The following is a 23,094-nucleotide window of genomic DNA, read 5'->3' as shown; positions in this document are numbered from 1 at the left end:
AAGGCCATTAATTCATCATCGGGGGGGGAGAAGCCTATCCGACTCGGCTCTCACCACCTGGTAGCATTCGCAAACCCGTGCTTCCAAACCCGGCCTATCCAGCACCGTTATTTTCCCTCTGCTGTAATGGATCAATCCCGCATGTTGCAGTTTCCCGGCGGCCTCGGTAACGCCTTCGCGCCGCACGCCCAGCATGTTGGCGATCAATTCCTGGGTCATGGTCAATTCGTTCGACGGCAGCCTGTCCATGCTTAACAACAACCAACGACAGAGTTGTTGATCCACCGAATGGTGCCGATTGCACACCGCGGTTTGCGCCATTTGCGTGATCAGCGCCTGGGTATAACGCAGCAGCAAATGCAGCATGCCTTCGTAGCGGTTGAATTCTTGCATCAACAGTTGCCCGCGCAAGCGAAAGGCATGGCCGGCACTTTGCACCACGGCGCGGTTCGGCATGCTGCCGCCGCCCATGAACAATGCCACGCCGATGATACCGTCGTTGCCGACCACGGCGATTTCCGCCGATGCGCCGTTCTCCATCACATACAGCAAGGAGACGATACAGGTAGTGGGGAAGTAGACGTAACGCAGCTCGCCGCCGGATTCGTAAATTACTTCTCCCAACGGCATCTCCACGTGTTCCAGGTGCGGTAACAGTCGTTCGTATTCCGCTTCCGGTAACACTTTTAGCAAATGGTTGTATTGCGGGCTATCGAGATCGGTCATCTGCTGCCTAGGTAGTTATCGGACAAAATAGATTGGCTCCTGCAATCGGGACTAGTGTAAACCTTAATTGTATTTAGAAATGAAATTCCGCTCTGTGCGGTAGGGAACAGAGCAATTGGGCTTTTTGTGCGCAGAGCGCAAACAGGCTTATGTGCGGTAACGTACAGACCGGAATTAACCAGGCTATTACCCTGTCTATTTACGAATCAGGCTAACGCGATATTTAACCTAAGCCTGCATCGCTCTTCACTTTACAGGGCCTCCATGACCATGTGTGCGACTCGCCGCAGCAACGTTCTTCAGTTGCGGCGGTTTTTTTTGAGCGGCTTTTTGCCAGATTGGATGCCGCGTGAAATGCCTACCTGCTCAGTGAAATCAGAGAACTAAATCATGCTAATAGAAAACTCGTCACCATCTGGTGCGGATGTCAGCCACGCTAATATGCCTGGCGGTGCTGAACCGGTAAATCCGGATGCCGGTATTGCATTAGCCAAGGCCGGCTTGCTGAGCTTACAAAACCCGGCCGGTTATTGGGTGTTCGAACTGGAAGCCGATTGCACCATCCCCGCAGAATACATTCTGATGATGCATTACATGGCCGAGATCGACACGGCCTTGCAAGTCAAAATCGCCAACTTCCTGCGCAACCAGGCCGGCGCGGACGGCAGTTATCCGCTGTACAAAGACGGCCCTGGCGACCTTAGTTGCACTATCAAAGCCTATTACGCATTAAAAATGGCCGGTGATGGCATAGACGCGACGCATATGCAAAAAGCCCGCGAATGGATATTGATGCACGGCGGCGCGGCGAAGGCCAATGTGTTTACCCGCATCATGCTGGCAATGTTTCAACAAATCCCCTGGCGCGGCGTGCCGTTTATTCCGGTGGAAATCATGCTATTACCGAAGTGGTTTCCGTTTCATATCGACAAAGTGTCGTATTGGTCGCGGACCGTGATAGTGCCGTTGTCGATTTTGTGTACCTATCAGGTCAAAGCCCGCAATCCGCACAAGATTGATATTGCCGAGTTGTTTCTAACGCCGGCAAACTTGGAAAACCATTATTTTTCCCATGTCAAAACGCCGCTAGGCAAAGCTATTTTAGTGTTGGATCGAATTGGCCGACTGCTGGAGCCGTTGCTACCCGGCTTTATCCGCCGCAAGGCCACGGCCAAGGCCACGGACTGGTTCATGGCGCGGCTAAACGGCTACGATGGCTTGGGGGCGATATTTACCGCGATGGTCAATGCTTACGAGGCGATGGATTATCTGGGGATTCTGCCGGACAACGCCCAACGCCAAATCGCCAGGGCGGCCATCGATAAATTGTTGGTGGTGAAAGACGATACGGCTTATTGCCAGCCCTGCGTGTCGCCGATCTGGGATACCGGTTTGGCGGTGCTGGCCTTGCAGGAGGCCGACAGTCACGAGCGCGATCCGCAGAGTCTAAAAGCCACGCAAGCGGCCTTGCGCTGGCTGGCTGGCAAACAGTTACGCGACGAACCGGGCGACTGGCGCGTGCAACGGCCGTGTTTGGCCGGCGGCGGTTGGGCTTTTCAATTTGGCAACAGTTATTATCCGGATGTCGACGACACCGCCGTGGTTGCTTATGCGATGCTGCAAGCCGAAACATCTGCGTTTGCCGAAAACATTCAGCGGGCAGCACACTGGATCGCCGGCATGCAGTCGCGCAATGGCGGCTATGGGGCTTTCGATGCCGACAACGATCACTATTATCTAAACCAAATTCCGTTTGCCGACCATGGTGCGCTGTTAGATCCGCCAACTGCCGATGTGAGCGCGCGTTGTATCATGCTGTTGGGTAAACTGGACATGCCGCAGTATCGCCCTGTTATCGACCGCTGCGTCGCTTATTTACGTGCCGAGCAGGAGGTCGATGGTTCCTGGTTTGGGCGCTGGGGCACTAACTACATTTACGGCACCTGGTCGGTGTTGCTGGGTTTTGCCGCAGCCGGCATTGCAGCGGAGGACGCCAGCGTGCGCCGGGCCGTGACTTGGTTGAAATCCAAGCAACGCGCCGACGGCGGTTGGGGCGAGGGGAATATTAGCTATCACGACGCTAGTATTCGCGGCGAATTCGAATCCAGTACCGCATTTCATACGGCATTGGCCGTCATGGCTTTGCTGGCCGCTAAGGAAACAGACTGTCCGGAAGTGGCTGACGGCATGAACTATCTGTTAAAAAATCAAAAGGCCGACGGTTTCTGGCACGACGACTGTTTTAATGCGCCGGGTTTTCCGAAGTTTTTCTATCTGAAATATCACGGTTATGACAAATTCTTCCCGTTATGGGCTTTGAGCCGCTACCGTAACGCACGGAGCGCCCCCTAAAGGTTTTGCGAACCTCAAAAATCCCTTATCCCGTGAGGAGAGGCAGGTTGTTGCTTCACGCTGAATGGGGCTAGCTAAGGCCTTGCCGCAAGTTTAACTTTCCCCGTTTTGGCGCGGGTTTTCTTGGTGGTTTTTTTAGTCTCGATCTTGACTTGTGCGGTTCCGTCTTTTTTCATATCCAGCTTGTTCTCTGCGCCGCTGGAAAGGTCGATAGCTCTATCCTCTTTGGCGACCGGTCCTCTATCGTTGATGGTCACTTCGACTTTTTTACCATTGTCCAGATTGGTCACCGTCGCTTTGGTGCCCATGGGCAGCGTTGGGTGCGCAGCAGTGAGCTTTTTCTGATCGAAGGTTTCGCCGCTGGCGGTTTCCTGACCATGAAAGCCTGGGCCGTACCACGAGGCCTCGCCAATTTCCTTGTCTATGGTGGTCTCAGTACTCTGTTTCTGCGGCTTTGGCTCGACTTGGTCCGCCGAGCGATCGGGACTACAGCCGGAAATAACCAATAAACCGATCATCACCGCGCTAATAACTATGGAATAACTGGGTTCCAGCTTCATGGACAGGCTCCGGTAGAACTTCATGGTAACGGTGCGCCGAATCGCCGGCCAAGTCTGTACGCTGGCGTACCAATCAATCATGCTCCTGTCGCTTTAGAGTGAATCCGCCAAGTTTAACGGGTGAAGGCTGTTATTATCCGTAAACTTGGCATTTTCAATTTATACTCTAGGCGGGAACGGATTTTGAATCTGCTGTTACTTCAACCTGCCGAATCAAACCATGGGACATAGCTTATTTAAGTTTATTCAAGAAGATATTTGGCTGTTACACGAGAATAAACTGCCAGTATTTCAAGAAAAAATAATCAAATCGATAAAAATAACGCTGTTGTCCTTGCAGGGATTCGGTCGTGACCTTTGTCTGTTACGAGCATCGGCGCTAACTTTATACAGCATATTATCGATAGTGCCGGTGATTGCGATGTTATTTGGAATTGCCAAGGGTTTTGGGTTTGAAAAAATGCTTGAGCAACAATTGCTGGAGCGAGCACCGAAACAGTATTCTTTGGTGTTGCAGTTAATCGGTTTTGCCCAAAATCTACTGGAAAATACCAAAGGCGAGGTAGTTGCCGGCATCGGTATTGTGGTGTTGTTTTGGACTGTTATCAGCTTGATCGGCAATATCGAAGAATCGTTTAATTACATCTGGAAAATCGCAAAAGCCAGGTCGTTGGGACGAAAATTTAGCGACTATTTGTCGCTGATGTTGCTGGCGCCGGTGTTATTGATAGCGGCCAGCAGTATTACCGTATTCGTGGAAACCCAGATAACCTGGTTAATCACGGCGATAGAATTACCGGAGGTCGGTACTTGGCTGGTCGTTAAAGCCCTCAGTTTTTCGCCGGTATTACTGATGATAGGGCTGTTTGCCTTTACCTTTATTTTTATGCCCAATCATAAAATAAGCTACCGTGCCGGCATCGCTGCCGGTATGGTTACCGGGATAAGCTACCATCTGTTGCAATGGGCTTATTTGAGTTTACAGATTGGCGTATCCAGTTATAACGCCATTTACGGCAGTTTTGCCGCCTTGCCTTTATTTGTGGTTTGGCTGCAAACTTGTTGGATGATTGTATTATTCGGTTGCGAGCTGGCTTTTTTTACCCAGAATTATCAAACTTATCGAAATAACAATCGGTTTTCGAACTTAAGCTTTTATCTGAAAAAAGTCATTGCATTGCAAATCATGCATGTAATTGTTAAAAATTTTAGTCGCTTGAATAAGCCCTTAGATGCTGCCGAAATAGCTGGGAAATTGGCGATACCGATCGCGATTATTCAGGATGTCTTATTAAAGTTAATCACCAGTCAGCTTATTGTCGAGCTGAAAGAACAAGATAATGGCGATGCCGTCTATTTGCCGGCAATGGATATTAATTTATTGACTATTAGCTTGGTACTTAATGCGTTAGCAGGCTGGTGAAAAACTCGAAAAGCCAAGTAAGCTAAGGCATAGATGAGCGGCCAACTGTTAAAATAGGCTACCTAAATTTGGAGCCTTTCAATGCGCGGACACGATGCCATTCAAAACAGCTGGTTCAGCTATGTTAGCCTGGAAGACCGTATTCCCAAACAGCATCCGTTGCGTCGTTTACGGCTACTGGTTGATGGCGTATTGGCCTCTATGGATGCCGTCTTTGCCGAGCGTTACTCGCACACAGGCCGTCCCTCGATGGCCCCTGAAAAACTGCTGCGCGCCTTGCTGTTACAAGTCCTGTATACGGTCCGTAGCGAGCGTCAGTTGATGGAACAACTGGACTACAACCTGTTGTTTCGCTGGTTTGTCGGTCTGGGCATCGACGACGCCGTGTGGGAACGCACAGTGTTCAGTGCCAACCGCGAACGCCTGCTGTCCGAAGCCCTGAGTCGCGAATTTTTTGAGCGGGTACTGGCCATAGCCGAATGGCAAAATCTGGTGTCCGACGAACACTTCAGCGTCGACGGTAGCCTCATTGAAGCCTGGGCCTCGCACAAAAGCTTCGTCAAAAAAGATGGTAGTGGTCCCGATAAACCCGCCGGCCGCAATCCCGAGATCGACTTCAGTGGCGAAAAGCGCAGCAACGCCACCCATCAAAGTACAACCGATCCCGAAGCCCGGCTTTACAAGAAAGGCGAATACACCGAGGCCAAACTGCGTTACATCACCCATGCCTTGTCCGAGAATCGCAACGGCCTGATTGTCGATGTCGAAACCACTCAAGCCACCGGCACCGCCGAAATCGAAGCCGCGCAAAAAATGATCAAACGCCGCGTGCCCCAAGGTGGCAGCGTCGGTGCCGACAAAGGCTATGACCAACCGGCGTTCGTCAACGGACTCGAGTCCCGTGATATCAAAGCCCATGTGGCCCGCAAAAAGATTGGCAGTGCCGTCGACGGCCGCACCGCGCGCGGCAAAGGTTACGCCCAAAGTCTCAAGCGCCGCAAAATCGTCGAAGAAGCCTTTGGCTGGGTCAAAACGGTCGGCGGCCTGCGCAAAACCCGTCACATCGGCTTAGCCAAAGTCGCGGGTCAGGCCTTGTTTTGCTTTGCCGCCTACAACCTGACGCGCATGCTCAACCTATTGGTGTTCACGCCGAAACCGGCGTGGAGTGCACCCGCCTAGGGTGAAGTTCGCCTGAAAACCGTCCACAGACGGCTTCAGGCGAATAAAAAGCCCTTGAAACCGGGGCAAAACGCTTGAAACTCGATGTCATGACCGATTTCAACTCGAAAAAATCACGAACATCGTGGGTAAGGGGAAATATCGGCGGGTTTTTCACCAGCCTGTTAGAGCAATGCGGGCAAAACCAATTGGCGGATAGCCATCAAGAGCCTTTGATAATCGCTGCCGTCAATACTTTTACAAGAAACCTGGAAACATCCGAACACAACTTGTTGTTAAAGGACATTTAGCCTTTCAGGATAGCCTAATCTCGACGACCGATACCAGCAGCGTAGGCGCTGTGTTGGCATGTTTCCGGCACTGGCAATCGAGATGAGCATGAAACGCCGAACCGTCGGAGCGTATCATCTCCAAATCGAAGGATTGTTTTTCGGCTCCGGTCGAATCGATCATACTTCGGAAGCGGCGATACCAGTCTTCGCGATGTGCGGCCTTGACCAATTTCGAGAATCGAATATTAAGCACTTGATTGCGTACCAATCCCAATAGCGCGGCGCCGGTCAAATTGATTTCTTCGATTTGGTCTTCCGAATCGATGACGATGTAACCGACTGGCGCAAATTCGAAGAAATCCCAGTAACGATCCCGCGCTTCTGCCAAGGCATTATAAGTTCTTTGCAATTCATCGTTCTGCATCTCCAACTCGATCTTGTGGACCAGCAACTCGTGTAAAAGCATTTCCGCCGGTTGGGTTTTCATCTGCTCGGGCGACAAACTGGCTACCATGGCTTCGGCTTTTTCTCTTAGCGACTTACGCCGCTCGATCCCATCCCATTTTTGGTTCATACCGCAGCGTCTCCCAGTCGATTTATTGACGATTCTTGTTATTAAAACTGCTTCTCTAACTCAGACAATAAGCCGCTAGATCTCAAGCCTATGTTCGCTAGCGAACTGTGTTGGATCGCACAAAGGCGTCTAATCCATCTCGACCCATTCGTAAACCATTCACGTCCAATCCTACCATCCGTTACCCGATATGCCGTGAAAATTTCAAAGGCGATTGCTTACTTGGCCGCAATGGCATAGTCCGGCAGGCGCAGTGGCGATCCTATTCGTTGTTTAACACACAGGACAAAAATCATGAAAAAAACTAAGTATCACGGTTCGTCTCGGACAATCTGCGGCGTCGGTTTGGCCGCGCTAACCATTGTGGCCGGTTGCGCCAGTCTTCCACCGCCGACCGAGCAAATAGCCGTTTCCAAGGCTGCGGTCAATCGCGCCAGCAGTGCCGGCGGCAACGAATATGCACCGATACCGCTAAAAGCGGCTGTGGAAAAAATGGACGCTGCCGAACGTGCGATGGCGCAAGAAGATTATTTGCTGGCCCGGCAGTTAGCCGAGCAAGCCCAAGTCGATGCGCAGCTGGCTGCCGCGACGGCCCGCTCCGCCAAGGCCCAAAAAGCCGCGCGCGAGTTGCAGGAAAGCAATCGCGTGTTGCGTGAAGAAATTGACCGTAAAGCCCAGTAATCCTTAATGGAGTTAATTATGCAAACCTTCCGAGTTATTCCGATGACGCTAATCGCTGCGGCGATTGTCTCGGGTTGCAGTACCGTGCCCAACGCAGCGTTGATCAATGCCCACAACAGTTACAACAATGCCCGCATCAGTTCCCAAGTTGGTACCCTGGCGGAGCTGGAAATGAAGCAGGCAGACGATACCCTCAAAAAAGCCGACCGAGCCTACGCCGAAGATGACGAAGATGAATCCGTTAATCATCTAGCCTATGTCGCCACCCAGCAGGTCGCCATCGCTCAAGCAACCGCCAATCGCAAAATCGCCGAGTCCGCTGTGAATCAGGCCGAGGGGCGCCGCAATCAGGTGCGCCTGGATGCCAGAACGGCGGAAGCCGACGCGGCTCATAGGCAAGCGGCGTTGAGTCAGCAAACCGTGGATCGTCAAGCCGGCGAATTGGCTGTGGCCGGGGCCAATAGCGAGCGCGACCAGGCCTTGATTGCGCAACAGGACATTCTGATCAACGAATTGAACGCCAAAAAAACCGCGCGCGGTCTGGTGATTACCCTGGGCGACGTGTTATTTCGCAGCAATAGGGCGCAATTGCAATCCGGCGGGCTGCGTAACGTCGACAAACTGGCCGACTTTCTCAAGCAATATCCCGACTACAAGGTGTTGGTCGAAGGCTATACCGACAGCAGGGGCAGCGCCGATATGAATCAAGAGTTATCGGATCGCCGCGCTTATTCGGTAAGGACGGCCTTGGTGGACTCCGGCGTCAGTAGCGATCGGGTCAACACGCGGGGTTATGGCGAGGAGTACCCGGTTGCCGACAATAGTTCGGCCGCTAGCAGGCAATTGAATCGGCGGGTGGAAGTCATCCTTTCCGATGAAAAAGGCAATATCGTGACACGCTAGACAGGGATGATTGGTTGGTAATCCGATGCCGTTAGGTTTGTCTATCCTTCTTTAAAGGCAAAACTTTAACTTAACGGCCCTAGGGCTGGTAGCCATTAAAAGCCTGACACACGCCGTTAAATCAAACGGTTCGTCGAGCAGACTCGCAAGCCCTCCGTGTCGTTTCGAGTCTATTCAGCCGGCTTGCTTTGATTAAGGGGCAGATTGTTCAGCATTTCCATGTACCAAGGAGCAACGATTATGAAACCATTACCTTTAGCGCTTATTTTGGCGGGGATTATCTATAGTTTTTCTGCGATTGCAGACGCATTGCCGCTGCAGCCGCAAAGCCAAGGCGAGGTGCGTTTTGTCAGCGGCGGCATCGGCGGTGACGAGCGGGACGCGCTGCGCGCGGTTCGGGCCGATTACAATTTAAGTTTGCTGTTTTCGATGAAAGGTACCGGAGAGTATTTCAGCGACGTCATTGTCAAAATCAGCAACGCAAAGGGCCAGACAGTGCTGGACACCGTAGCCGACGGCCCGATGCTGTTCGCCCAGCTCAAACCGGGCCGCTACACTGTTAGCGTCGATCACGAGGGCCAAATCATCCGTAAAACGGTTACGGTGGATGCAAAGCAACGCGCCCCGCTGTCGTTTACCTGGTAGGCTCCAGACGCCTATTTTATGTGCGCCATCGTTTCAGGGGGCTGCGCTTCGGCATTTGTATATCATCATCAGCGAGAAACCCATGAAAACCAAAAACGACTACATCGAAATATTGGCTAGCCAACTAAGAGAGTGGAGTGCCGATATCGACCAGTTAAACGAAAAAACTGAGAAAGCAGCGGCGCTGGTAAAACTAAATTGTGTTGAAGAGCTCAATACCTTGCACGCCAAACAACAAGCAGCTCAAGAAAAGCTTAAAGAGCTGGAGGAATCCGGCCATGAGGGTTGGGAGGCACTAAAAGACACGGCTGACAAGGTTTGGAATGACCTAAGAACCGGCCTGGCAGATACTGTTTCCAAACTAAAATAGCTTCGTCCATATCCCAAATTTTGGTTCGCCGAACTAGTCGGAATACCTTGTCACCGCCCTGCCGTGAAACCAACCTTGTTAAGCGATCACGTTGACGCTGCTAGTTGGTCGTCCCGACTCCGCAAGCGGTTCCGCAAAGCGAGTGCATAATGGTCAGCGTTTTTGCCCTTTTTGCAGCTTTCAAAATTTGAATATCAGCTATGGCGAATGTCTTTTTAAAATCAGCAAATTCGCAGTTTCGGCCAATTTCTGCCGGTCGCGGTTGACCGCTTTGTGGAGATGAATATGGTGTGTGCAAACTGTACAGATGGAGCGCATCCCGCTCATTTAAAATGATAAAATCCGTTATCAAGAGTAAATTCTTTCTATTTTTCTACTGACATTTGCGACATGAAATCCATTGATTCCGTGGGGTCGGTGCAATGTTGCAAAACTTACTTTTTGCAACAAGCAGAAAAAATCGGCGCGGCGGTTCGTTTTAGTCATTTTGCCTAATGTTTGGGCGTTTTGATACTCCTAAAAGCCGCAAAAATCAAAGTGAGTGATTTTGAACATGGGACAAAAGGGTTCAAAATGTCCAATGTCGCTCTGCTTTTCAAAAAAAGGATTGTTTTTGAGATAATCAACAGTACAAAATAATTCTATTACTTGGATAAATCGGACATTTAGCATGGATATAAATAGAGGCCAAAGCAGTATCGTAATTGATGAAGACCTCAAGGTAGGGATTATTATTTCCGTTATGAGCTCGCTACGCACCCACATAGTAGATTGGAATGCTCGATCATATACGGCCACTTCTTGGTCTACTGGTATTCTAATTGGCATCCCGGCTTTTTGGTTTACCAACGGTCACTCCGACGTCAAGCTGCGATTATTCCTTGCCGTTAGTACTTTGTTATTTGGTGTCCTTGGTCAGATATATCTTTACTGTGCTCATGGTGCGATGAAGGCTAATGGTAGAGCGATAGTTAGATGTGAGACTGCACTGCAACTCAATAAATCTGGTTTTTATATTAATGATGAATCGTTTTTCAATCCCTCTCCAACAGGTGAATGGACATCAATTGATGATATAGTTATTCTCAGATGGTTCCAGAGTATCGTCGCCATTATTTCAGTTCTTTCGATTTTGCTCTTTGGTAAGTAAGGTTTAATTATGGAATATACAGATAATCACATTAAAAACTTGAAGGATGAATGGTCACTAAAGGAACGGAGAATAATACTTAGAGAATTGTTAATTCACGAAGATAGTCTTTCTATATCCCGTTCTCAGGCTCTTTACACGATACAAGGTTTTCTTTTTGCCTCTCTTGGGCTACTTACCAATAAGGGAAATCTACCGCAATGGACATTGAAATCAATTATCATGTTGGTCTCTTTAGTGGGAATATCAGCAGCAGTATCTTATTTTCGTGAGTTAAAAAAAAATACTAGCGCGATCAATCACATTGTTTCTGAATGGAAGCAGTTAACAAAAGATATACCAAATGCTCCGCAAATCATTGGTTATGTGAAAAAGGAGAGTTTTATCTCAAATGAGATGCAATATGAGTCGCCTATCCGTCTTCCTCGGGAAACTATGCCAATAGTATTTTTTGTTGTTTGGACTTTGGTAATAGTGTTAACTTTAACTGTGCCACTTTAGGTTACGTTGCTACCCAACATTAAACAAAATGGCACGAAGTGTCTAATCGGGTGAATTTAACATAAGCTCACTTATCGGAAACCAATTTGGGCCGATAATGCTATTTGTTTGCCAATGACCGCTATCGGGATAGCTAAATCCATGTCCGAATGTCTCAAAGGGGTCGAATTTTGACGGCCGCCTCCACGACAAGCCTCCAAACCATATAATCGGATTTTCATTTGAAACACAAAACGTTTCCTGCGTTTAAGTTGCAAACTATCGAAACTAGTAAATTCAATTACCGAGGCAATACTGTAGTTTCTACATTATCCGCCGGTCAATACCCAATCTCGCTCAGCCAGCGACTTAACTTGTCAAAAGGCTCGTAACTTAACGACCATGAAAAGTTGTTCGTCCTCGGAAAATGCATAACAACGCCAAGGGCATTGGATCCGATCCCGCATCGGCTTTCTCGGAAACTGTGCTGCTTTTTATCGGCCAGGTTGATGAGGGTAGGGACTAGTGTTCTGAGTCAGGTGTGTGCGATAGCGTACAGACCCAGTTGGCTATTAGCGTTAGTGTCTGATTTCCACTATTCGCGGAGGTTTATCATGAATCTGGCAATTGAACCCTTACTGGCCTTGGTGATCGGCATCTTGATTTTAATCGTGCCCCGGTTTCTAAATTATTTCGTGGCAGTCTATTTGATCGTTGTGGGGGTGTTGGGGCTGATACACCGCTAAGCGGGATGCTTGGTCAAAGCCGTTTTGCACAGTTTCAAGTCAACGTACTCACTCCTTAAGGAGCACTACCATGTCACTTAGCACACTAGTACTCGTCATACTGATCCTGATGCTGCTGGGCGTAATCCCGGTTTGGCCTCACAGCCGTTCTTGGGGTTATGGACCCAGCGGCGGCTTAGGTTTGGTGTTGATCATCATATTGATTCTACTGGTACTCGGCAGAATCTAGTTACACCACTCCAAAGAAACGTTGGGCTCGATTCCCTTCGGCCCAACCAGTCTTTTCGCCAACAGCCTCCAAGCGAGGACTCAATCAACGTCGCCGAAAGGCGATTCGCGACCACGCTCATCAGAACGGAGCATTAATCCATGGCCAAGCGGCGAGAACAACGGCGGCATGTTAGAAGCGAGCATCCGGGCGGCGAGGAAGCACCAATTCGTTTTGAATTATTCAATACGGAACGACTGGAACAGCACGCGGTAAGTCTGGCAAAAGCCCAAAAAATCACCACGCTGAAGAAAGGTCACAAACTGATTCCACGGGTGCGCGAGAACGCCTTGGTGCTACTGGAAGCTTATAAAGCCGTGGCCAGGGCGGTGCGGGAGCAACATGCCATCACCCCGGCGGCTGAATGGCTGCTGGACAATTTTCACGTCATCGAAGAGCAGGTTAGCGACATTCATGTCGATCTGCCGGAAAGTTATTCGCGAGAACTACCCAAGCTAGCCGAAGGCGTGTTGGCAGGCTATCCCCGCGTTTACGGCATCGCCTGGGCTTTGGTGGCACATACCGACAGCCGCTTCGCACCGGATTTGCTGACCGTGTTCGTCAAAGCCTATCAAAGCGTCGAGCCGCTCACCCTGGGCGAACTTTGGGCTATTCCGATTACGCTGCGGGTATTGCTGGTCGAAAATCTACGCCGTTTGGCGGTTAGCATCATGCGCTCGCAAAACGGCCGGCGTTTGGCGGACGAGTTTGTTGATCACGTCGAACAGGTCGTCGCGCGCAGCGATAGCCCGGACCCGGTCATTCCGGCCGGCGTGTTGCCGGCCGAACCGTTGCGGCAAGCCTATGCGGTGCAGATTTTGCAGCGCTCGCACGATCCACATCCGGCGATAGCACTTTCGCTGGAGTTTCTGAACGATTGGCTTGGCGAGCAAGGCCTGAGCCTGGACGACATTGTCCACAGAGAACATGCCGCGCAAATCGCCGACAATATGACGGTGCGCAATATCATTACCAGCATGCGCGCTATCTCCGCGTTCGATTGGCCGAAATTCGTCGAAGATGTCAGTTTGGTCGACGCCTGTCTACGCGCGCATGACGGCTATGCGGCGATGGATTTTCTTACCCGCGATCGTTACCGCCATGCCATTGAGGAACTGGCCAAGCGCTCCCCTGCCTCGGAAGTGGAGATTGCTAGGCGAGCCATAGCTGAGGTACAAATTGCCATTGATCGAGATAGCGGTGACGAGCGCCAAATGGAGCCCGGTTACTATCTGATCGGCGCCGGCCGTTATGCTTTCGAAGCAAAAGTCAATTACCGCTCGCCCTTCAAGCAACGCCTGCTGCGAACCTATGTCAGTCACGCCGGACTGGCCTATGTTGGCAGTCTCGGGCTATTGACGCTGTTGTTGCTGGGATTGCCTTTGAGCATATCCAGCGCTGCAGGATTAAACGGTTTTCAGTTGTGTCTGTTGGCCTTGGTGTTGGTGTTTCCGGCATCGGATATCGCCATCGGCCTGATGAATCATTTCATTGTGGCCGGCTTGCCGCCCAATCACCTGCCGCGCCTGGAACTTAAAGACAGCGTGCCGGAAGCCTTGAGTACCTTTGTAGTCGTACCGACTCTGTTTGTCAGCGAAGCCGGGGTAAGGCAGCAAGTCGAACAAATGGAAATCCGCTATCTAGCCAACCCTGACGGTGCGGTGCGTTTTGCGCTATTGTCGGACTGGGCGGATGCGGAGCAGGAAACTCAGCCCAACGACGATAAGCTATTGAGTGTGGCAATTGGCAGGATCAATGCCTTGAACGCCAAGTACGGCCAGCAACGCTTTTTTGTGTTTCACCGTAAACGTTTGTGGAATGCCAGCGAAAGCAAGTGGATGGGCTGGGAACGCAAGCGCGGCAAATTGCAGGAATTCAATCGTCTGCTGCGCGGCGCTACCGATACCTCATTCTTGCCGGTCGCCGGCCAGCCGGCCGTCGCACCGTCCGGCGTCTGCTATGTCGTTACCTTGGACGCCGATACAAAATTGCCAATGGGTGTGGTGGCGCAATTGGTCGGAGTGGCGGCGCATCCGCTGAACAAGCCGGTGTTTGATGCCGACAGCCAAACCATCGTAGACGGTTACGGCATCTTGCAGCCCCGAGTCACGCCAACCTTGCCGCAACGCCAGGAACGCTCCATGTTCCATCAAATTTTTGCCGGGGCCTCCGGCACCGATGCCTATTCCAGCTCGGTATCCGAGCTGTACCAGGATTTGTTCGGGCTGGGTACCTACAGCGGCAAGGGCTTGTATCATGTCGACAGTTTCGAGGCTGCGCTGGCCGGGCGGGTGCCGGATAACACCCAGCTTAGTCACGATTTATTCGAGAGCGTTTACGTGCGTTGCGGTTTGGTCAGCGATATCGAGTTTTTCGAAGAATTTCCGTCGCATACCGAAGTTGCTGACTCACGCGGACACCGTTGGGCGCGCGGCGACTGGCAGTTGCTGCCGTGGATTTTCGGTAAGAGTGGCAAGGGCATGCCCATGATAGGCCGCTGGAAAATGCTGGATAATCTGCGCCGCTCTTTGTCGGCGCCGGCGGCGTTTTCCGCCTTGGTGGCAAGCTGGGCCATGCCGCAGGCGCCGCTATTGGTCCTGATCGGTTTCGTGCTTACTTCGTTGACTTTTCCGGCCATTTTAGCCTTCACCGCCGGTTTTGCCGCGCCTCGGCGCGGTATTTCGTTCGCCACACATCTGCGTGGTGCACTGGAGAACTTAGCCTGGGCGCTGTGCAATAGTTTGGTGGCACTGACGCTGTTGGCGCAACAAGCCTGGTTGATGACCGATGCCATAGTTACCACGCTGGTGCGCTTGTTCATCACTCGCCGCAAACTACTGAGATGGGTGACGGCTTTGCAAGCCAAAGACGGGGCCGGGCATGCGTTGAAGAATTTGATTCGCCCGCTCAGCCATTCGTCCTCGGTGGTGTTTGGTGCCGGGGCGTTGGTGGTGCTGTTCAACCCGGACGCAATTGTCGCGGCAGCGCCGTTTTTACTGCTATGGTGGCTAGCGCCGGTCGTGGCGAGGGCCTTGAGTCTGCCGCCTAAAATCGATAGTGCCGAAGCGCTGTTGCCGGCCGATAGCGCGCAATTGCGTTTTTATGGTCGGCGCATCTGGCGTTTTTTTACCACCTTTGTCACCGCCGAAGAACACTATCTGCCGCCGGATAATTTTCAGGAAGATCCGCAAGCGGTGATTGCCCACCGCAGTTCACCGACCAATTTCGGCCTGTATTTGTTGTCGGTGGTGTCCGCGCGGGATTTCGGCTGGTTGGGGTTGAGCGATACCATCGAGCGCCTGGAAGCCACATTGGCAACCCTGACCGACTTACCTAAACTGCACGGGCATTTTTATAACTGGTACGACACCCGCAACTTGCAGATGCTAGAGCCGCGCTACGTGTCCACCGTCGATAGCGGCAATCTGGCCGGCCATTTACTGACGTTGGCACAAGCCTGTCGGGAAATGGCTAGCCGGCCGCTGAATTTAGGCAACGCTTTACTTGGGCTGGCCGATACGCATCGCTTATTACTCGACGCTTTGGCCAATATCAATGATGACCGCCGCATCGTGACGGTGACGCTGCGGGAACTTCGGCAGAAAATGGCCATACTGGGCGAACTGTTGGTAAGGCGACCTGCCGAGGTGGCTGAATGGAGTGAGCTATGGCAACAGTTGACGATTTGCGCTAACGCCTTGCTCGATTTGGCGACTGCGCATGCCTTGGAACGCGGCGATAGTCAGGACAATGAAGTGTTGGCCTGGGCGAGCTTTTTATGCGACGACATCCGTTCGCATGCCCGCGATGTGGCTACGTTGATTCCGTGGATTCATTTTCCCGAACAATATCCGTCTCTATGTTCGCAAAGTGCCGAACTAAGCCAACAATTCGGTTTGGAGACGCCGCTATGCAATCTGCCCGGCAGCTATACGATTTGGGCAAATCACGAAGAATATTCACAACCGGAAGCACGGACAGCCGATAAAAAAGCTTTGATTGTGCTATTACGCCTGGCCGGAGATCAAGCCAAGGCTTTGCATAAACGCCTTGAATTTATGGTCGAGCAGCTGGAATGCATGTTCCGGGATATGGATTTTCGGTTTTTGTACGATACCAATCGGCACATGTTCGCCATCGGTTATCGGGTCACGGAAGGCGCCATTGATCCCAGTTATTACGACTTACTGGCTTCCGAAGCCAGACTGTCCAGTCTTATCGCCATTGCCAAGCGCGACGTACCCAGCAGCCATTGGTTTCATTTGGGTCGGCGGGTGACGCGCGTCGCTCATGGTACAGTGTTACTATCCTGGTCCGGGTCGATGTTCGAATATCTGATGCCGTCGCTGGTGACCTTCACCCCTCGCTACAGTCTACTAGATCAGACTTGCCGCTTGGTGGTTAAGCGGCAGATCGCTTATGGCAAGGAGCGCGGTCTACCTTGGGGCGTCTCTGAATCGGCTTTCAATGGTCGAGATTTGTATCTGACCTATCAATATTCCGCATTTGGCGTGCCCGGTCTGGGCATGAAGCGCGGCTTGGGCGAAGAATTGGTGATCGCTCCCTACGCCACGGCCTTGGCCGCAATGTATTTGCCACATGCCGCTGTGGAAAACTTCGCGCACTTAGAGCGGGAAGGTGCACTGGGGCGATATGGTTTCTACGAAGCGCTGGATTTCACCCCCATCCGTCTGGCGGAGAGGCAGCGAGTGGCGATGGTGCGTTGTTATATGGCGCATCATCAAGGCATGTCGCTGGTGGCGTTTGCGAATGTGGTGCACGATGGTTCCATGCGGCATCGCTTTCATCGTGCCGCGCTGATTCAGGCGGCGGATTTACTATTACAAGAACGCATCCCGCACGGTGCAGACACCAGCGTGCTGCCATTGTTACAAGAACTGTCTGATGTCAAAGAAACCGTCCAGCCACCGGTGCGCAGAGTGCCATCGCCGATGTCGTCGGTGCCATCCACACTGCTGTTGTCCAACGGCCGTTACTCGGTGATGATGACCGCTGCCGGCTCCGGTTACAGCCAATGGCAGAATCTGGCAGTCACTCGTTGGCGGGAAGACACCACTCGCGATGCCTGGGGTAGCTATCTGTATCTGCGCGATGTCGATAGCGGCCAAGTCTGGTCTGCCGGTTATCAGCCGACCACTGCTACCCCAGAGCATTATGAAGTGGTGTTTGTCGAAGATCGGGCCCGCATCACGCGCACGGACGGCGCGATAGTCACTACTCTCGAAATCGTCGTATCGCCGGAAGACGATGCGGAAATCAGGCGGCTGAGCTTAACCAATAACAGCATGCACGAGCGGGAAATCGAAGTGACGTCTTATGCCGAAATCGTGCTAACGACCATGCAGGCCGATATTGCCCATCCGGCGTTTTCGAACCTATTCGTGCAGACTGAATACCTTCCACAAACCCGCGCCTTGCTCGCGCACCGCCGGCAACGTTCTGCGGAAGACCCGCAACTGTGGGCCGCGCATGTGCTGGCCGACCGGCAAACCGGTGACGGTTTGCAATACGAAACCGACCGTGCCCGTTTTATCGGCCGCGGCCAAACCCTGCGCGCGCCGTTGGCGGTGATGGATGGCCGGCCGTTAAGTAACACCGTGGGTTCGGTGCTCGATCCGATATTCAGTTTGCGCACCCGCATTAAAATCGCAGCGGGGGCGACTGAGCACTTGACCTTCACCACGCTGGTGGCTGCGTCAAGACAGGCGGCGGCAGATTTGTCTGACAAATATCACAATCTGATGGCCTGGGAACGGGCGTCGGCCTTGGCCTGGACCCATGCTCACGTACAACTGCATCATTTACATACCAAACCCGACGAGGCGCAGTTGTTTCAAATGCTGGCCAATCGTTTGCTCTATGCCGATCCGTCGTTACGGCCAGCCGGTAAGTTCCTCCAATTGAATGCGCTGAATGTCACCAGTTTGTGGCGCTACGGTATTTCCGGCGACAGACCCATCTTATTGCTGCGGGTCGGTGAGCCGGAAGATCGCGGTATTGTCGAGCAATTGCTGCGCGCGCACGAATATTGGCGGATTAAAGGCCTTGCCGTAGATCTGCTGATTCTGAATGAAAAGGAAGTGTCTTACGTCGAGGATTTACAGAATTTGCTGGAAACTCTGGTGCGGGAAAACCAGGCGCGTTCGGCCTCCGCGGAGCACGAGCAGCAGGGTGCTATTTTTGTGTTGCAGGCCAGGTTGTTATCTCTGGAAGATCGGCGCTTATTGCAAACATCGGCAAGAGCTATGTTGGTCGGAAATCGCGGCACCTTGGCCGAACAATTGTTACGGCATCCACGACCAGCCATGCCCTTCATTAGCAAGCAGCCATTATTGCTGCCGGCTGTCGAAGCACCGGCCTTGGCCGTGCCGCCGCTGGAGTTTTTCAACGGTCTGGGCGGTTTTGCTAAAGATGGCCGCGAATATGTGATCGTGCTGGATAAAGGCCAGAGCACACCTGCGCCTTGGATTAACGTCATCGCCAATCCCGAGTTCGGTTTCACGGTGTCCGAGTTGGGTAGCGGCTGTACCTGGTGCGGTAATAGCCGGGAAAACCAGTTAACGCCTTGGTCGAACGATCCGGTCGGCGATGCGCCGGGCGAAGTATTTTATATACGCGACGAGGACAGCAACGAATTGTGGACACCGACCGCGCTGCCGATCCGGGTTGAGAACGCCAGTTATTTGATTCGGCACGGCCAGGGCTATAGCCGCTTCGAGCATCATTCGCATGGCATTCATAGCGAATTGTTGCAGTTCGTCAGCCCGGACGATCCGGTCAAAATCTCTGCATTGACCTTGACCAATGTCTCCGGCCGCCGCCGGCGCTTGAGCGTGACCGCCTATCTGGAATGGGTGCTCGGTGCCTCGCGTAGCGTCACCGCGCCGCATATCGTCACGGAACTGGATGCGGAAACCGGCGCCATGCTGGCTTATAACCCTTGGGATCAAGAGTTTGGCGAGCGGATTGCCTTTGCCGACTTGGCCGGACGGCAGACTGCCTGGACGGCCAATCGCAGCGAGTTTCTCGGCCGCAACGGCAGTCTGGACGCGCCGGCCGGCTTGTTGAACCGCAAACCGCTGAAAAACCGGGTCGGTGCCGGCATGGATCCCTGCGCGGCTTTGCAAACCAGCATAGAGCTGGCGGCGGATGAAAAGATTGAGATCGTATTTTTTCTGGGGCAGGGCAAGGACAAAGCACATGCTGTGGAATTGATTCGTCGGCATCGTGCGGTTGACCTTGCCAGGGCATTTGCCGAGGTCACGCAGTCGTGGCAGACCATACTGGGTAAGGTACAAGTCAAAACCCCGGACCGCGAGCTGGACGTGCTGTTGAACGGTTGGTTGCTATATCAAACCTTGAGTTGCCGAATGTGGGCGAGGGCAGCGTTCTATCAGGTGGGCGGCGCCTTTGGTTTTCGCGATCAGTTGCAGGACAGCATGGCTTTGGCGGTGACCCGGCCCGATTTAACGCGGGAACATATTTTGCGCGCCGCTGCGCGCCAGTTCGAACCGGGCGACGTACAGCATTGGTGGCATCCGCCGACCGGTCGCGGCGTGCGCACCCGATTTTCTGACGACAGGGTCTGGCTGCCGTTTGTGGTCGCGCACTATCTAAAAGTCAGCGGCGATAACGGGGTACTGGAGGAATTATTACCGTTTTTGGAAGGGCCGGAGTTGGTGGCGGAACAGGACGATGCCTACTTTCATCCTACCGAAACCGTTCGAGAAGCCAGTTTGTTTGAACATTGCGCTCGCACGTTGGATTTGAGTCTGGCCACCGGCGCGCACGGTTTGCCCTTGATCGGCAGCGGCGACTGGAACGACGGCATGAATCGGGTCGGCAATCGCGGGCAGGGCGAGAGCATTTGGCTGGCCTGGTTTCTGATCAAAACTCTGTCAGAGTTTGCCGTGATAGCCGAAACACGCGGCGATAACGAGCGGGCCAAACGTTGGCTTGAGCATGCCGGACAACTGCGCGTCGCCGTCGAAGCCGAAGGTTGGGACGGTGCCTGGTATCGGCGCGCCTATTTCGATGACGGCTCGCCGTTGGGGTCGGCGACCAATGCCGAATGCCGGATCGATTCCATCGCCCAAAGCTGGGCGGTCATTTCCGGCGCCGCCGACCCGGAACGGGCGCGACGGGCGATGGCGTCGGTACGTGAATATCTGGTGCGCTACGGCGACGATTTGCTGTTGCTGTTCACACCACCGTTCGACAAGACCGAGCGCGATCCCGGCTACATCAAAAGTTATCCGCCCGGCATCCGCGAGAACGGCGGGCAGTATACCCACGCGGCAATTTGGTCGGCTATCGCTTATGCGATGCTTGGCGAAGGCGACCAGGCCGGCGAATTGCTGCGAATGCTGAATCCAATCAAGCGTACTACCAGCCGTACCGGGGTCTATGCCTACAAGGTAGAACCCTATGTGCTGGCGGCGGATATTTATTCCGAAGCACCACACGCTCGCCGCGGCGGCTGGACCTGGTATACCGGCGCATCCGGTTGGTTTTATCGGGCCGGATTGGAAGCCGTTCTGGGCTTGCAAGTGCGTGGCGATCATTTGCTGTTTGAACCGTGCATACCCAGAGCCTGGCAGAACTATAGTATCGTCTATCGGCATGGGTCCAGCGTTTACCAAATCAGCATTAAAAACCCGAACGGCGCGACCCGAGGCATTGCCAGCATGGAATTGGACGGCGCAGCGCAAGTGGCTGGAGAGGGTATCAGGTTGGTGGACGACGGAAAACAGCATGAGCTGTTGGTGGTGCTAGGCAGTTAGCGATTTGCAAGCGACATCTGTTCGTTGCCGTACCGACTGCGCTTGGCTTTGACGCTATGGTACGGACTGAGCGTTGTAAAACATAGTCCGCGCTTAGGTCATGGCTAATTCAGTTGTGGTCAACAATTATGGAGATCAACATGAATAAAGCCCCCAAGAAAGACTTGGTCGAAACAGGTAAAGGTCAGGCTGGAGAGATTACAGGGAATACTCGCGACGACAAGGCGATGGAAGTCGAATACGACCTGAGGATGAATGCCGGCAAGGATCGGGTCGGTTTTGTCGCTTTCAGGCGCAAAGCAAAGAAAGGCGATAAAAACGACCGCTATTGAACGCAGCATTCTCAAAGCCGAGTGACTGCGTAGCCATTCTAAATACTACGCTAAGGAAACAACCATGAAACTTATCCCAAGCAAACCGACCGTAATATGCGCCGGCATGCTGTTGAGCGTTAGCGTTATGAACGTTTATGCAGCGGAAAGGCATATCGCGCTGGCGCTGGAGCATGCGCAAACAACCGCCAAGTCCGGCGACGTAAAAACCATCGCGAATCATGCTGATGCGGCGAAGGGACATATCAAAGTGATCGACGAGCACTTAAAAGCCGGCGTCACGAGTCTGGATGCGGCGATCGCGCATGCGAAACAAGGCCACAGCGATTTAGCGAAAAAATCGGCGGAAGAAGCGGTTCTACATTTGAACGCCGCGCAATAAGGCCAAAGCAGTTCTTAGGCTTCAAGAAAAACGGCGGGTGAATTCACCCGCCGTTTTTTTGTGCCCGAATTTACGCAGACAGAATGCGTAAAAATAGCCGGTAGCGTGCAAGCCGCACAGGACCGGCTACTTAGCTAGGGTTTAGGCGTAAACAGTGGATTTACGGCGTCCAGCATATAAGACGCCCAGCAACGCACTTGTCATCATCCATACCGAAGCCGGTAATGGCACTGCTGCCGGTCCGTCGCCGGTCGCTTGCGAAGGACTAATGTCGAAGGCGTACAAAAAGTACAGATTGTTAAAATCCGAGGAATCGGCGAATGCCAGTAAGTTAGCGTCCGAGCCTAAATCGGTATTGCCGAATGCCGCACTCCAAACCCCATCCGACAGCATACCAACCTGGAAGTTACTGGAACCCAACAAGGTGCCGGATGAGGTACTGGTACCGATAGTGTAATTGCCACCATTAGCGACAAACGACACCACGCCGACACCGGTAAAAGCGACAACAGGTTCAGCCGCACCGATAACCGCTGTGTCTTCAAAAATACCGAAGGTATCGGTCAGCGAAGGTAACGGGAACGATGAAGAGCTGAACGATAGAAAATTGACGTCGCCGTCGTTTGGTGCCCAAACGCTAGCTGAACTAGCGCCGGAAACAGCCAACAGGCAAACGGCAAGCGTGGTCTTTAAATAAGGGTTCGTTTTCATAGGTATTTCTCAATAGGTTTAAGTTAACAAATAGCCATCCAATGGCTCTTACCCCGCAGTCGGTCTTGTCAGGCAAAACCGGCTTTCACAGAGTTAATTCGACCGTTTGCTTCGGAGAGGTCTGCATCCGCACAGTCTGTATTCCTTGCGCAGTCAACAGACCGTCAAGGCAATAGCTACCTGACCGATACTCGCTCGGCAGATAAAAAATCGTGGTGCTAATGTTTGAAAAGGATCGTGTGGCCGAGACGGTTAACACAATTACGGTGGCTGGAACGGAACAAGGGTTGCGGTGACGGTTTTTGTTCTTCGGGTTGCGATTTGCTGGAAGAGATGACGCGATGCGCGGCACATCGAAAGTGTTAAATCCGATGGCCGTGGTTAACGGTAAGTTTTTGAATCCAATCGGCTTGGGACTCTGGTTTGGTAAACCTATGGGAGGAGTTTAAGCAATAACGCCATCGGCGTCGGTACGTTATCCAACATTAGAAAAATGGATTACATCCATTGCCGGGTTGTCGTTGATCGCAGGCGGC

At 52.6% G+C, this 23,094-nt stretch carries 18 protein-coding genes; 14 read left to right on the top strand and 4 right to left on the bottom strand.

The annotated features are described in order from the left end of the window. Window positions 1-15 precede the first annotated feature (15 nt). Window positions 16-726: a Crp/Fnr family transcriptional regulator gene (locus tag ACH5Y9_RS10865; RefSeq protein WP_445369620.1), complete on the bottom strand. Its 711-nt coding sequence runs from the start codon at window positions 724-726 to the stop codon at window positions 16-18. A gap of 441 nt (window positions 727-1,167) precedes the next feature. Between ACH5Y9_RS10865 and shc the strand changes: the two genes are divergently transcribed. After that, window positions 1,168-3,078 carry a squalene--hopene cyclase gene (gene shc / locus ACH5Y9_RS10860; RefSeq protein ID WP_445369884.1) on the top strand — a complete coding sequence of 637 codons (1,911 nt, stop codon included), beginning with the start codon at window positions 1,168-1,170 and terminating at the stop codon, window positions 3,076-3,078. 74 nt (window positions 3,079-3,152) lie between these two features. Here the strand turns inward: shc and ACH5Y9_RS10855 are convergent, their stop codons facing one another. Next, entirely contained in the window at window positions 3,153-3,719 is a 567-nt protein-coding gene (locus ACH5Y9_RS10855; RefSeq protein WP_445369619.1) for a septal ring lytic transglycosylase RlpA family protein, read from the bottom strand. Between the two features lie 139 nt (window positions 3,720-3,858). Between ACH5Y9_RS10855 and ACH5Y9_RS10850 the strand changes: the two genes are divergently transcribed. Continuing rightward, window positions 3,859-5,061, top strand: coding sequence for a YihY/virulence factor BrkB family protein (locus ACH5Y9_RS10850; protein WP_445369618.1), 1,203 nt, complete (start codon window positions 3,859-3,861; stop codon window positions 5,059-5,061). A gap of 81 nt (window positions 5,062-5,142) precedes the next feature. Next, the gene (locus tag ACH5Y9_RS10845) at window positions 5,143-6,240 is read left to right on the top strand and encodes an IS5 family transposase (RefSeq protein ID WP_445366898.1); all 1,098 of its coding nucleotides are present in this window, start codon (window positions 5,143-5,145) and stop codon (window positions 6,238-6,240) included. Between the two features lie 294 nt (window positions 6,241-6,534). Here the strand turns inward: ACH5Y9_RS10845 and ACH5Y9_RS10840 are convergent, their stop codons facing one another. Then, a complete protein-coding gene (locus ACH5Y9_RS10840) occupies window positions 6,535-7,086 on the bottom strand; it encodes a PAS domain-containing protein (RefSeq protein ID WP_445369617.1) in 552 nt (183 codons plus the stop codon). 294 nt (window positions 7,087-7,380) lie between these two features. Between ACH5Y9_RS10840 and ACH5Y9_RS10835 the strand changes: the two genes are divergently transcribed. From ACH5Y9_RS10835 to smbP, 11 genes are all read left to right on the top strand, one after another. Then, entirely contained in the window at window positions 7,381-7,767 is a 387-nt protein-coding gene (locus ACH5Y9_RS10835) for a DUF4398 domain-containing protein (RefSeq protein WP_445369616.1), read from the top strand. A gap of 18 nt (window positions 7,768-7,785) precedes the next feature. After that, window positions 7,786-8,670, top strand: coding sequence for an OmpA family protein (locus ACH5Y9_RS10830; protein WP_445369615.1), 885 nt, complete (start codon window positions 7,786-7,788; stop codon window positions 8,668-8,670). Between the two features lie 240 nt (window positions 8,671-8,910). Next, window positions 8,911-9,315, top strand: coding sequence for a carboxypeptidase-like regulatory domain-containing protein (locus ACH5Y9_RS10825; RefSeq protein WP_445369614.1), 405 nt, complete (start codon window positions 8,911-8,913; stop codon window positions 9,313-9,315). A gap of 82 nt (window positions 9,316-9,397) precedes the next feature. Next, window positions 9,398-9,685 (top strand): coiled coil domain-containing protein, encoded by a 288-nt coding sequence (locus tag ACH5Y9_RS10820; RefSeq protein WP_445369613.1) that lies wholly within the window; start codon window positions 9,398-9,400, stop codon window positions 9,683-9,685. Window positions 9,686-10,355: 670 nt separating this feature from the next. Further along, complete coding sequence (locus tag ACH5Y9_RS10815) at window positions 10,356-10,835, top strand: hypothetical protein (protein ID WP_445369612.1); 480 nt, start codon at window positions 10,356-10,358, stop codon at window positions 10,833-10,835. A gap of 9 nt (window positions 10,836-10,844) precedes the next feature. After that, window positions 10,845-11,336, top strand: coding sequence for a hypothetical protein (locus ACH5Y9_RS10810; RefSeq protein ID WP_445369611.1), 492 nt, complete (start codon window positions 10,845-10,847; stop codon window positions 11,334-11,336). A 593-nt stretch (window positions 11,337-11,929) separates the two neighbouring features. Next, the gene (locus ACH5Y9_RS10805) at window positions 11,930-12,061 is read left to right on the top strand and encodes a DUF3096 domain-containing protein (RefSeq protein ID WP_301938338.1); all 132 of its coding nucleotides are present in this window, start codon (window positions 11,930-11,932) and stop codon (window positions 12,059-12,061) included. Window positions 12,062-12,131: 70 nt separating this feature from the next. Further along, window positions 12,132-12,290 carry a DUF3309 family protein gene (locus tag ACH5Y9_RS10800; protein WP_445369610.1) on the top strand — a complete coding sequence of 53 codons (159 nt, stop codon included), beginning with the start codon at window positions 12,132-12,134 and terminating at the stop codon, window positions 12,288-12,290. A 140-nt stretch (window positions 12,291-12,430) separates the two neighbouring features. Further along, a complete protein-coding gene (locus ACH5Y9_RS10795) occupies window positions 12,431-21,133 on the top strand; it encodes a GH36-type glycosyl hydrolase domain-containing protein (RefSeq protein ID WP_445369609.1) in 8,703 nt (2,900 codons plus the stop codon). 140 nt (window positions 21,134-21,273) lie between these two features. Beyond that, the gene (locus ACH5Y9_RS10790) at window positions 21,274-21,465 is read left to right on the top strand and encodes a hypothetical protein (protein ID WP_445369608.1); all 192 of its coding nucleotides are present in this window, start codon (window positions 21,274-21,276) and stop codon (window positions 21,463-21,465) included. Between the two features lie 64 nt (window positions 21,466-21,529). Continuing rightward, window positions 21,530-21,847, top strand: a complete 318-nt coding sequence (gene smbP / locus ACH5Y9_RS10785) for a small metal-binding protein SmbP (RefSeq protein WP_445369607.1) — start codon at window positions 21,530-21,532, stop codon at window positions 21,845-21,847. A 141-nt stretch (window positions 21,848-21,988) separates the two neighbouring features. On the opposite strand, the gene ACH5Y9_RS10780 is transcribed toward smbP, so the two are convergent. Next, complete coding sequence (locus ACH5Y9_RS10780; protein WP_445369606.1) at window positions 21,989-22,558, bottom strand: hypothetical protein; 570 nt, start codon at window positions 22,556-22,558, stop codon at window positions 21,989-21,991. Window positions 22,559-23,094 lie beyond the last annotated feature (536 nt).

The organism is Methylomonas sp. BW4-1 (assembly GCF_052474385.1).
Note: the sequence above shows the minus strand (reverse complement) of the source record. Positions and strands in the feature narration are given on the sequence as shown.

Excerpts from the sequence above, each read along its gene's own strand:
- ACH5Y9_RS10795 (WP_445369609.1), top strand. The coding sequence starts at position 12,431 with ATGGCCAAGCGGCGAGAACAACGGCGGCATGTTAGAAGCGAGCATCCG.
- shc (WP_445369884.1), top strand. The coding sequence starts at position 1,168 with ATGCCTGGCGGTGCTGAACCGGTAAATCCGGATGCCGGTATTGCATTA.
- ACH5Y9_RS10855 (WP_445369619.1), bottom strand. The coding sequence starts at position 3,719 with ATGATTGATTGGTACGCCAGCGTACAGACTTGGCCGGCGATTCGGCGC.
- ACH5Y9_RS10865 (WP_445369620.1), bottom strand. The coding sequence starts at position 726 with ATGACCGATCTCGATAGCCCGCAATACAACCATTTGCTAAAAGTGTTA.
- ACH5Y9_RS10790 (WP_445369608.1), top strand. The coding sequence starts at position 21,274 with ATGAATAAAGCCCCCAAGAAAGACTTGGTCGAAACAGGTAAAGGTCAG.
- ACH5Y9_RS10815 (WP_445369612.1), top strand. The coding sequence starts at position 10,356 with ATGGATATAAATAGAGGCCAAAGCAGTATCGTAATTGATGAAGACCTC.
- ACH5Y9_RS10830 (WP_445369615.1), top strand. The coding sequence starts at position 7,786 with ATGCAAACCTTCCGAGTTATTCCGATGACGCTAATCGCTGCGGCGATT.
- ACH5Y9_RS10845 (WP_445366898.1), top strand. The coding sequence starts at position 5,143 with ATGCGCGGACACGATGCCATTCAAAACAGCTGGTTCAGCTATGTTAGC.
- ACH5Y9_RS10800 (WP_445369610.1), top strand. The coding sequence starts at position 12,132 with ATGTCACTTAGCACACTAGTACTCGTCATACTGATCCTGATGCTGCTG.
- ACH5Y9_RS10780 (WP_445369606.1), bottom strand. The coding sequence starts at position 22,558 with ATGAAAACGAACCCTTATTTAAAGACCACGCTTGCCGTTTGCCTGTTG.
- ACH5Y9_RS10835 (WP_445369616.1), top strand. The coding sequence starts at position 7,381 with ATGAAAAAAACTAAGTATCACGGTTCGTCTCGGACAATCTGCGGCGTC.
- ACH5Y9_RS10850 (WP_445369618.1), top strand. The coding sequence starts at position 3,859 with ATGGGACATAGCTTATTTAAGTTTATTCAAGAAGATATTTGGCTGTTA.
- ACH5Y9_RS10805 (WP_301938338.1), top strand. The coding sequence starts at position 11,930 with ATGAATCTGGCAATTGAACCCTTACTGGCCTTGGTGATCGGCATCTTG.
- ACH5Y9_RS10825 (WP_445369614.1), top strand. The coding sequence starts at position 8,911 with ATGAAACCATTACCTTTAGCGCTTATTTTGGCGGGGATTATCTATAGT.
- ACH5Y9_RS10840 (WP_445369617.1), bottom strand. The coding sequence starts at position 7,086 with ATGAACCAAAAATGGGATGGGATCGAGCGGCGTAAGTCGCTAAGAGAA.
- ACH5Y9_RS10810 (WP_445369611.1), top strand. The coding sequence starts at position 10,845 with ATGGAATATACAGATAATCACATTAAAAACTTGAAGGATGAATGGTCA.
- ACH5Y9_RS10820 (WP_445369613.1), top strand. The coding sequence starts at position 9,398 with ATGAAAACCAAAAACGACTACATCGAAATATTGGCTAGCCAACTAAGA.
- smbP (WP_445369607.1), top strand. The coding sequence starts at position 21,530 with ATGAAACTTATCCCAAGCAAACCGACCGTAATATGCGCCGGCATGCTG.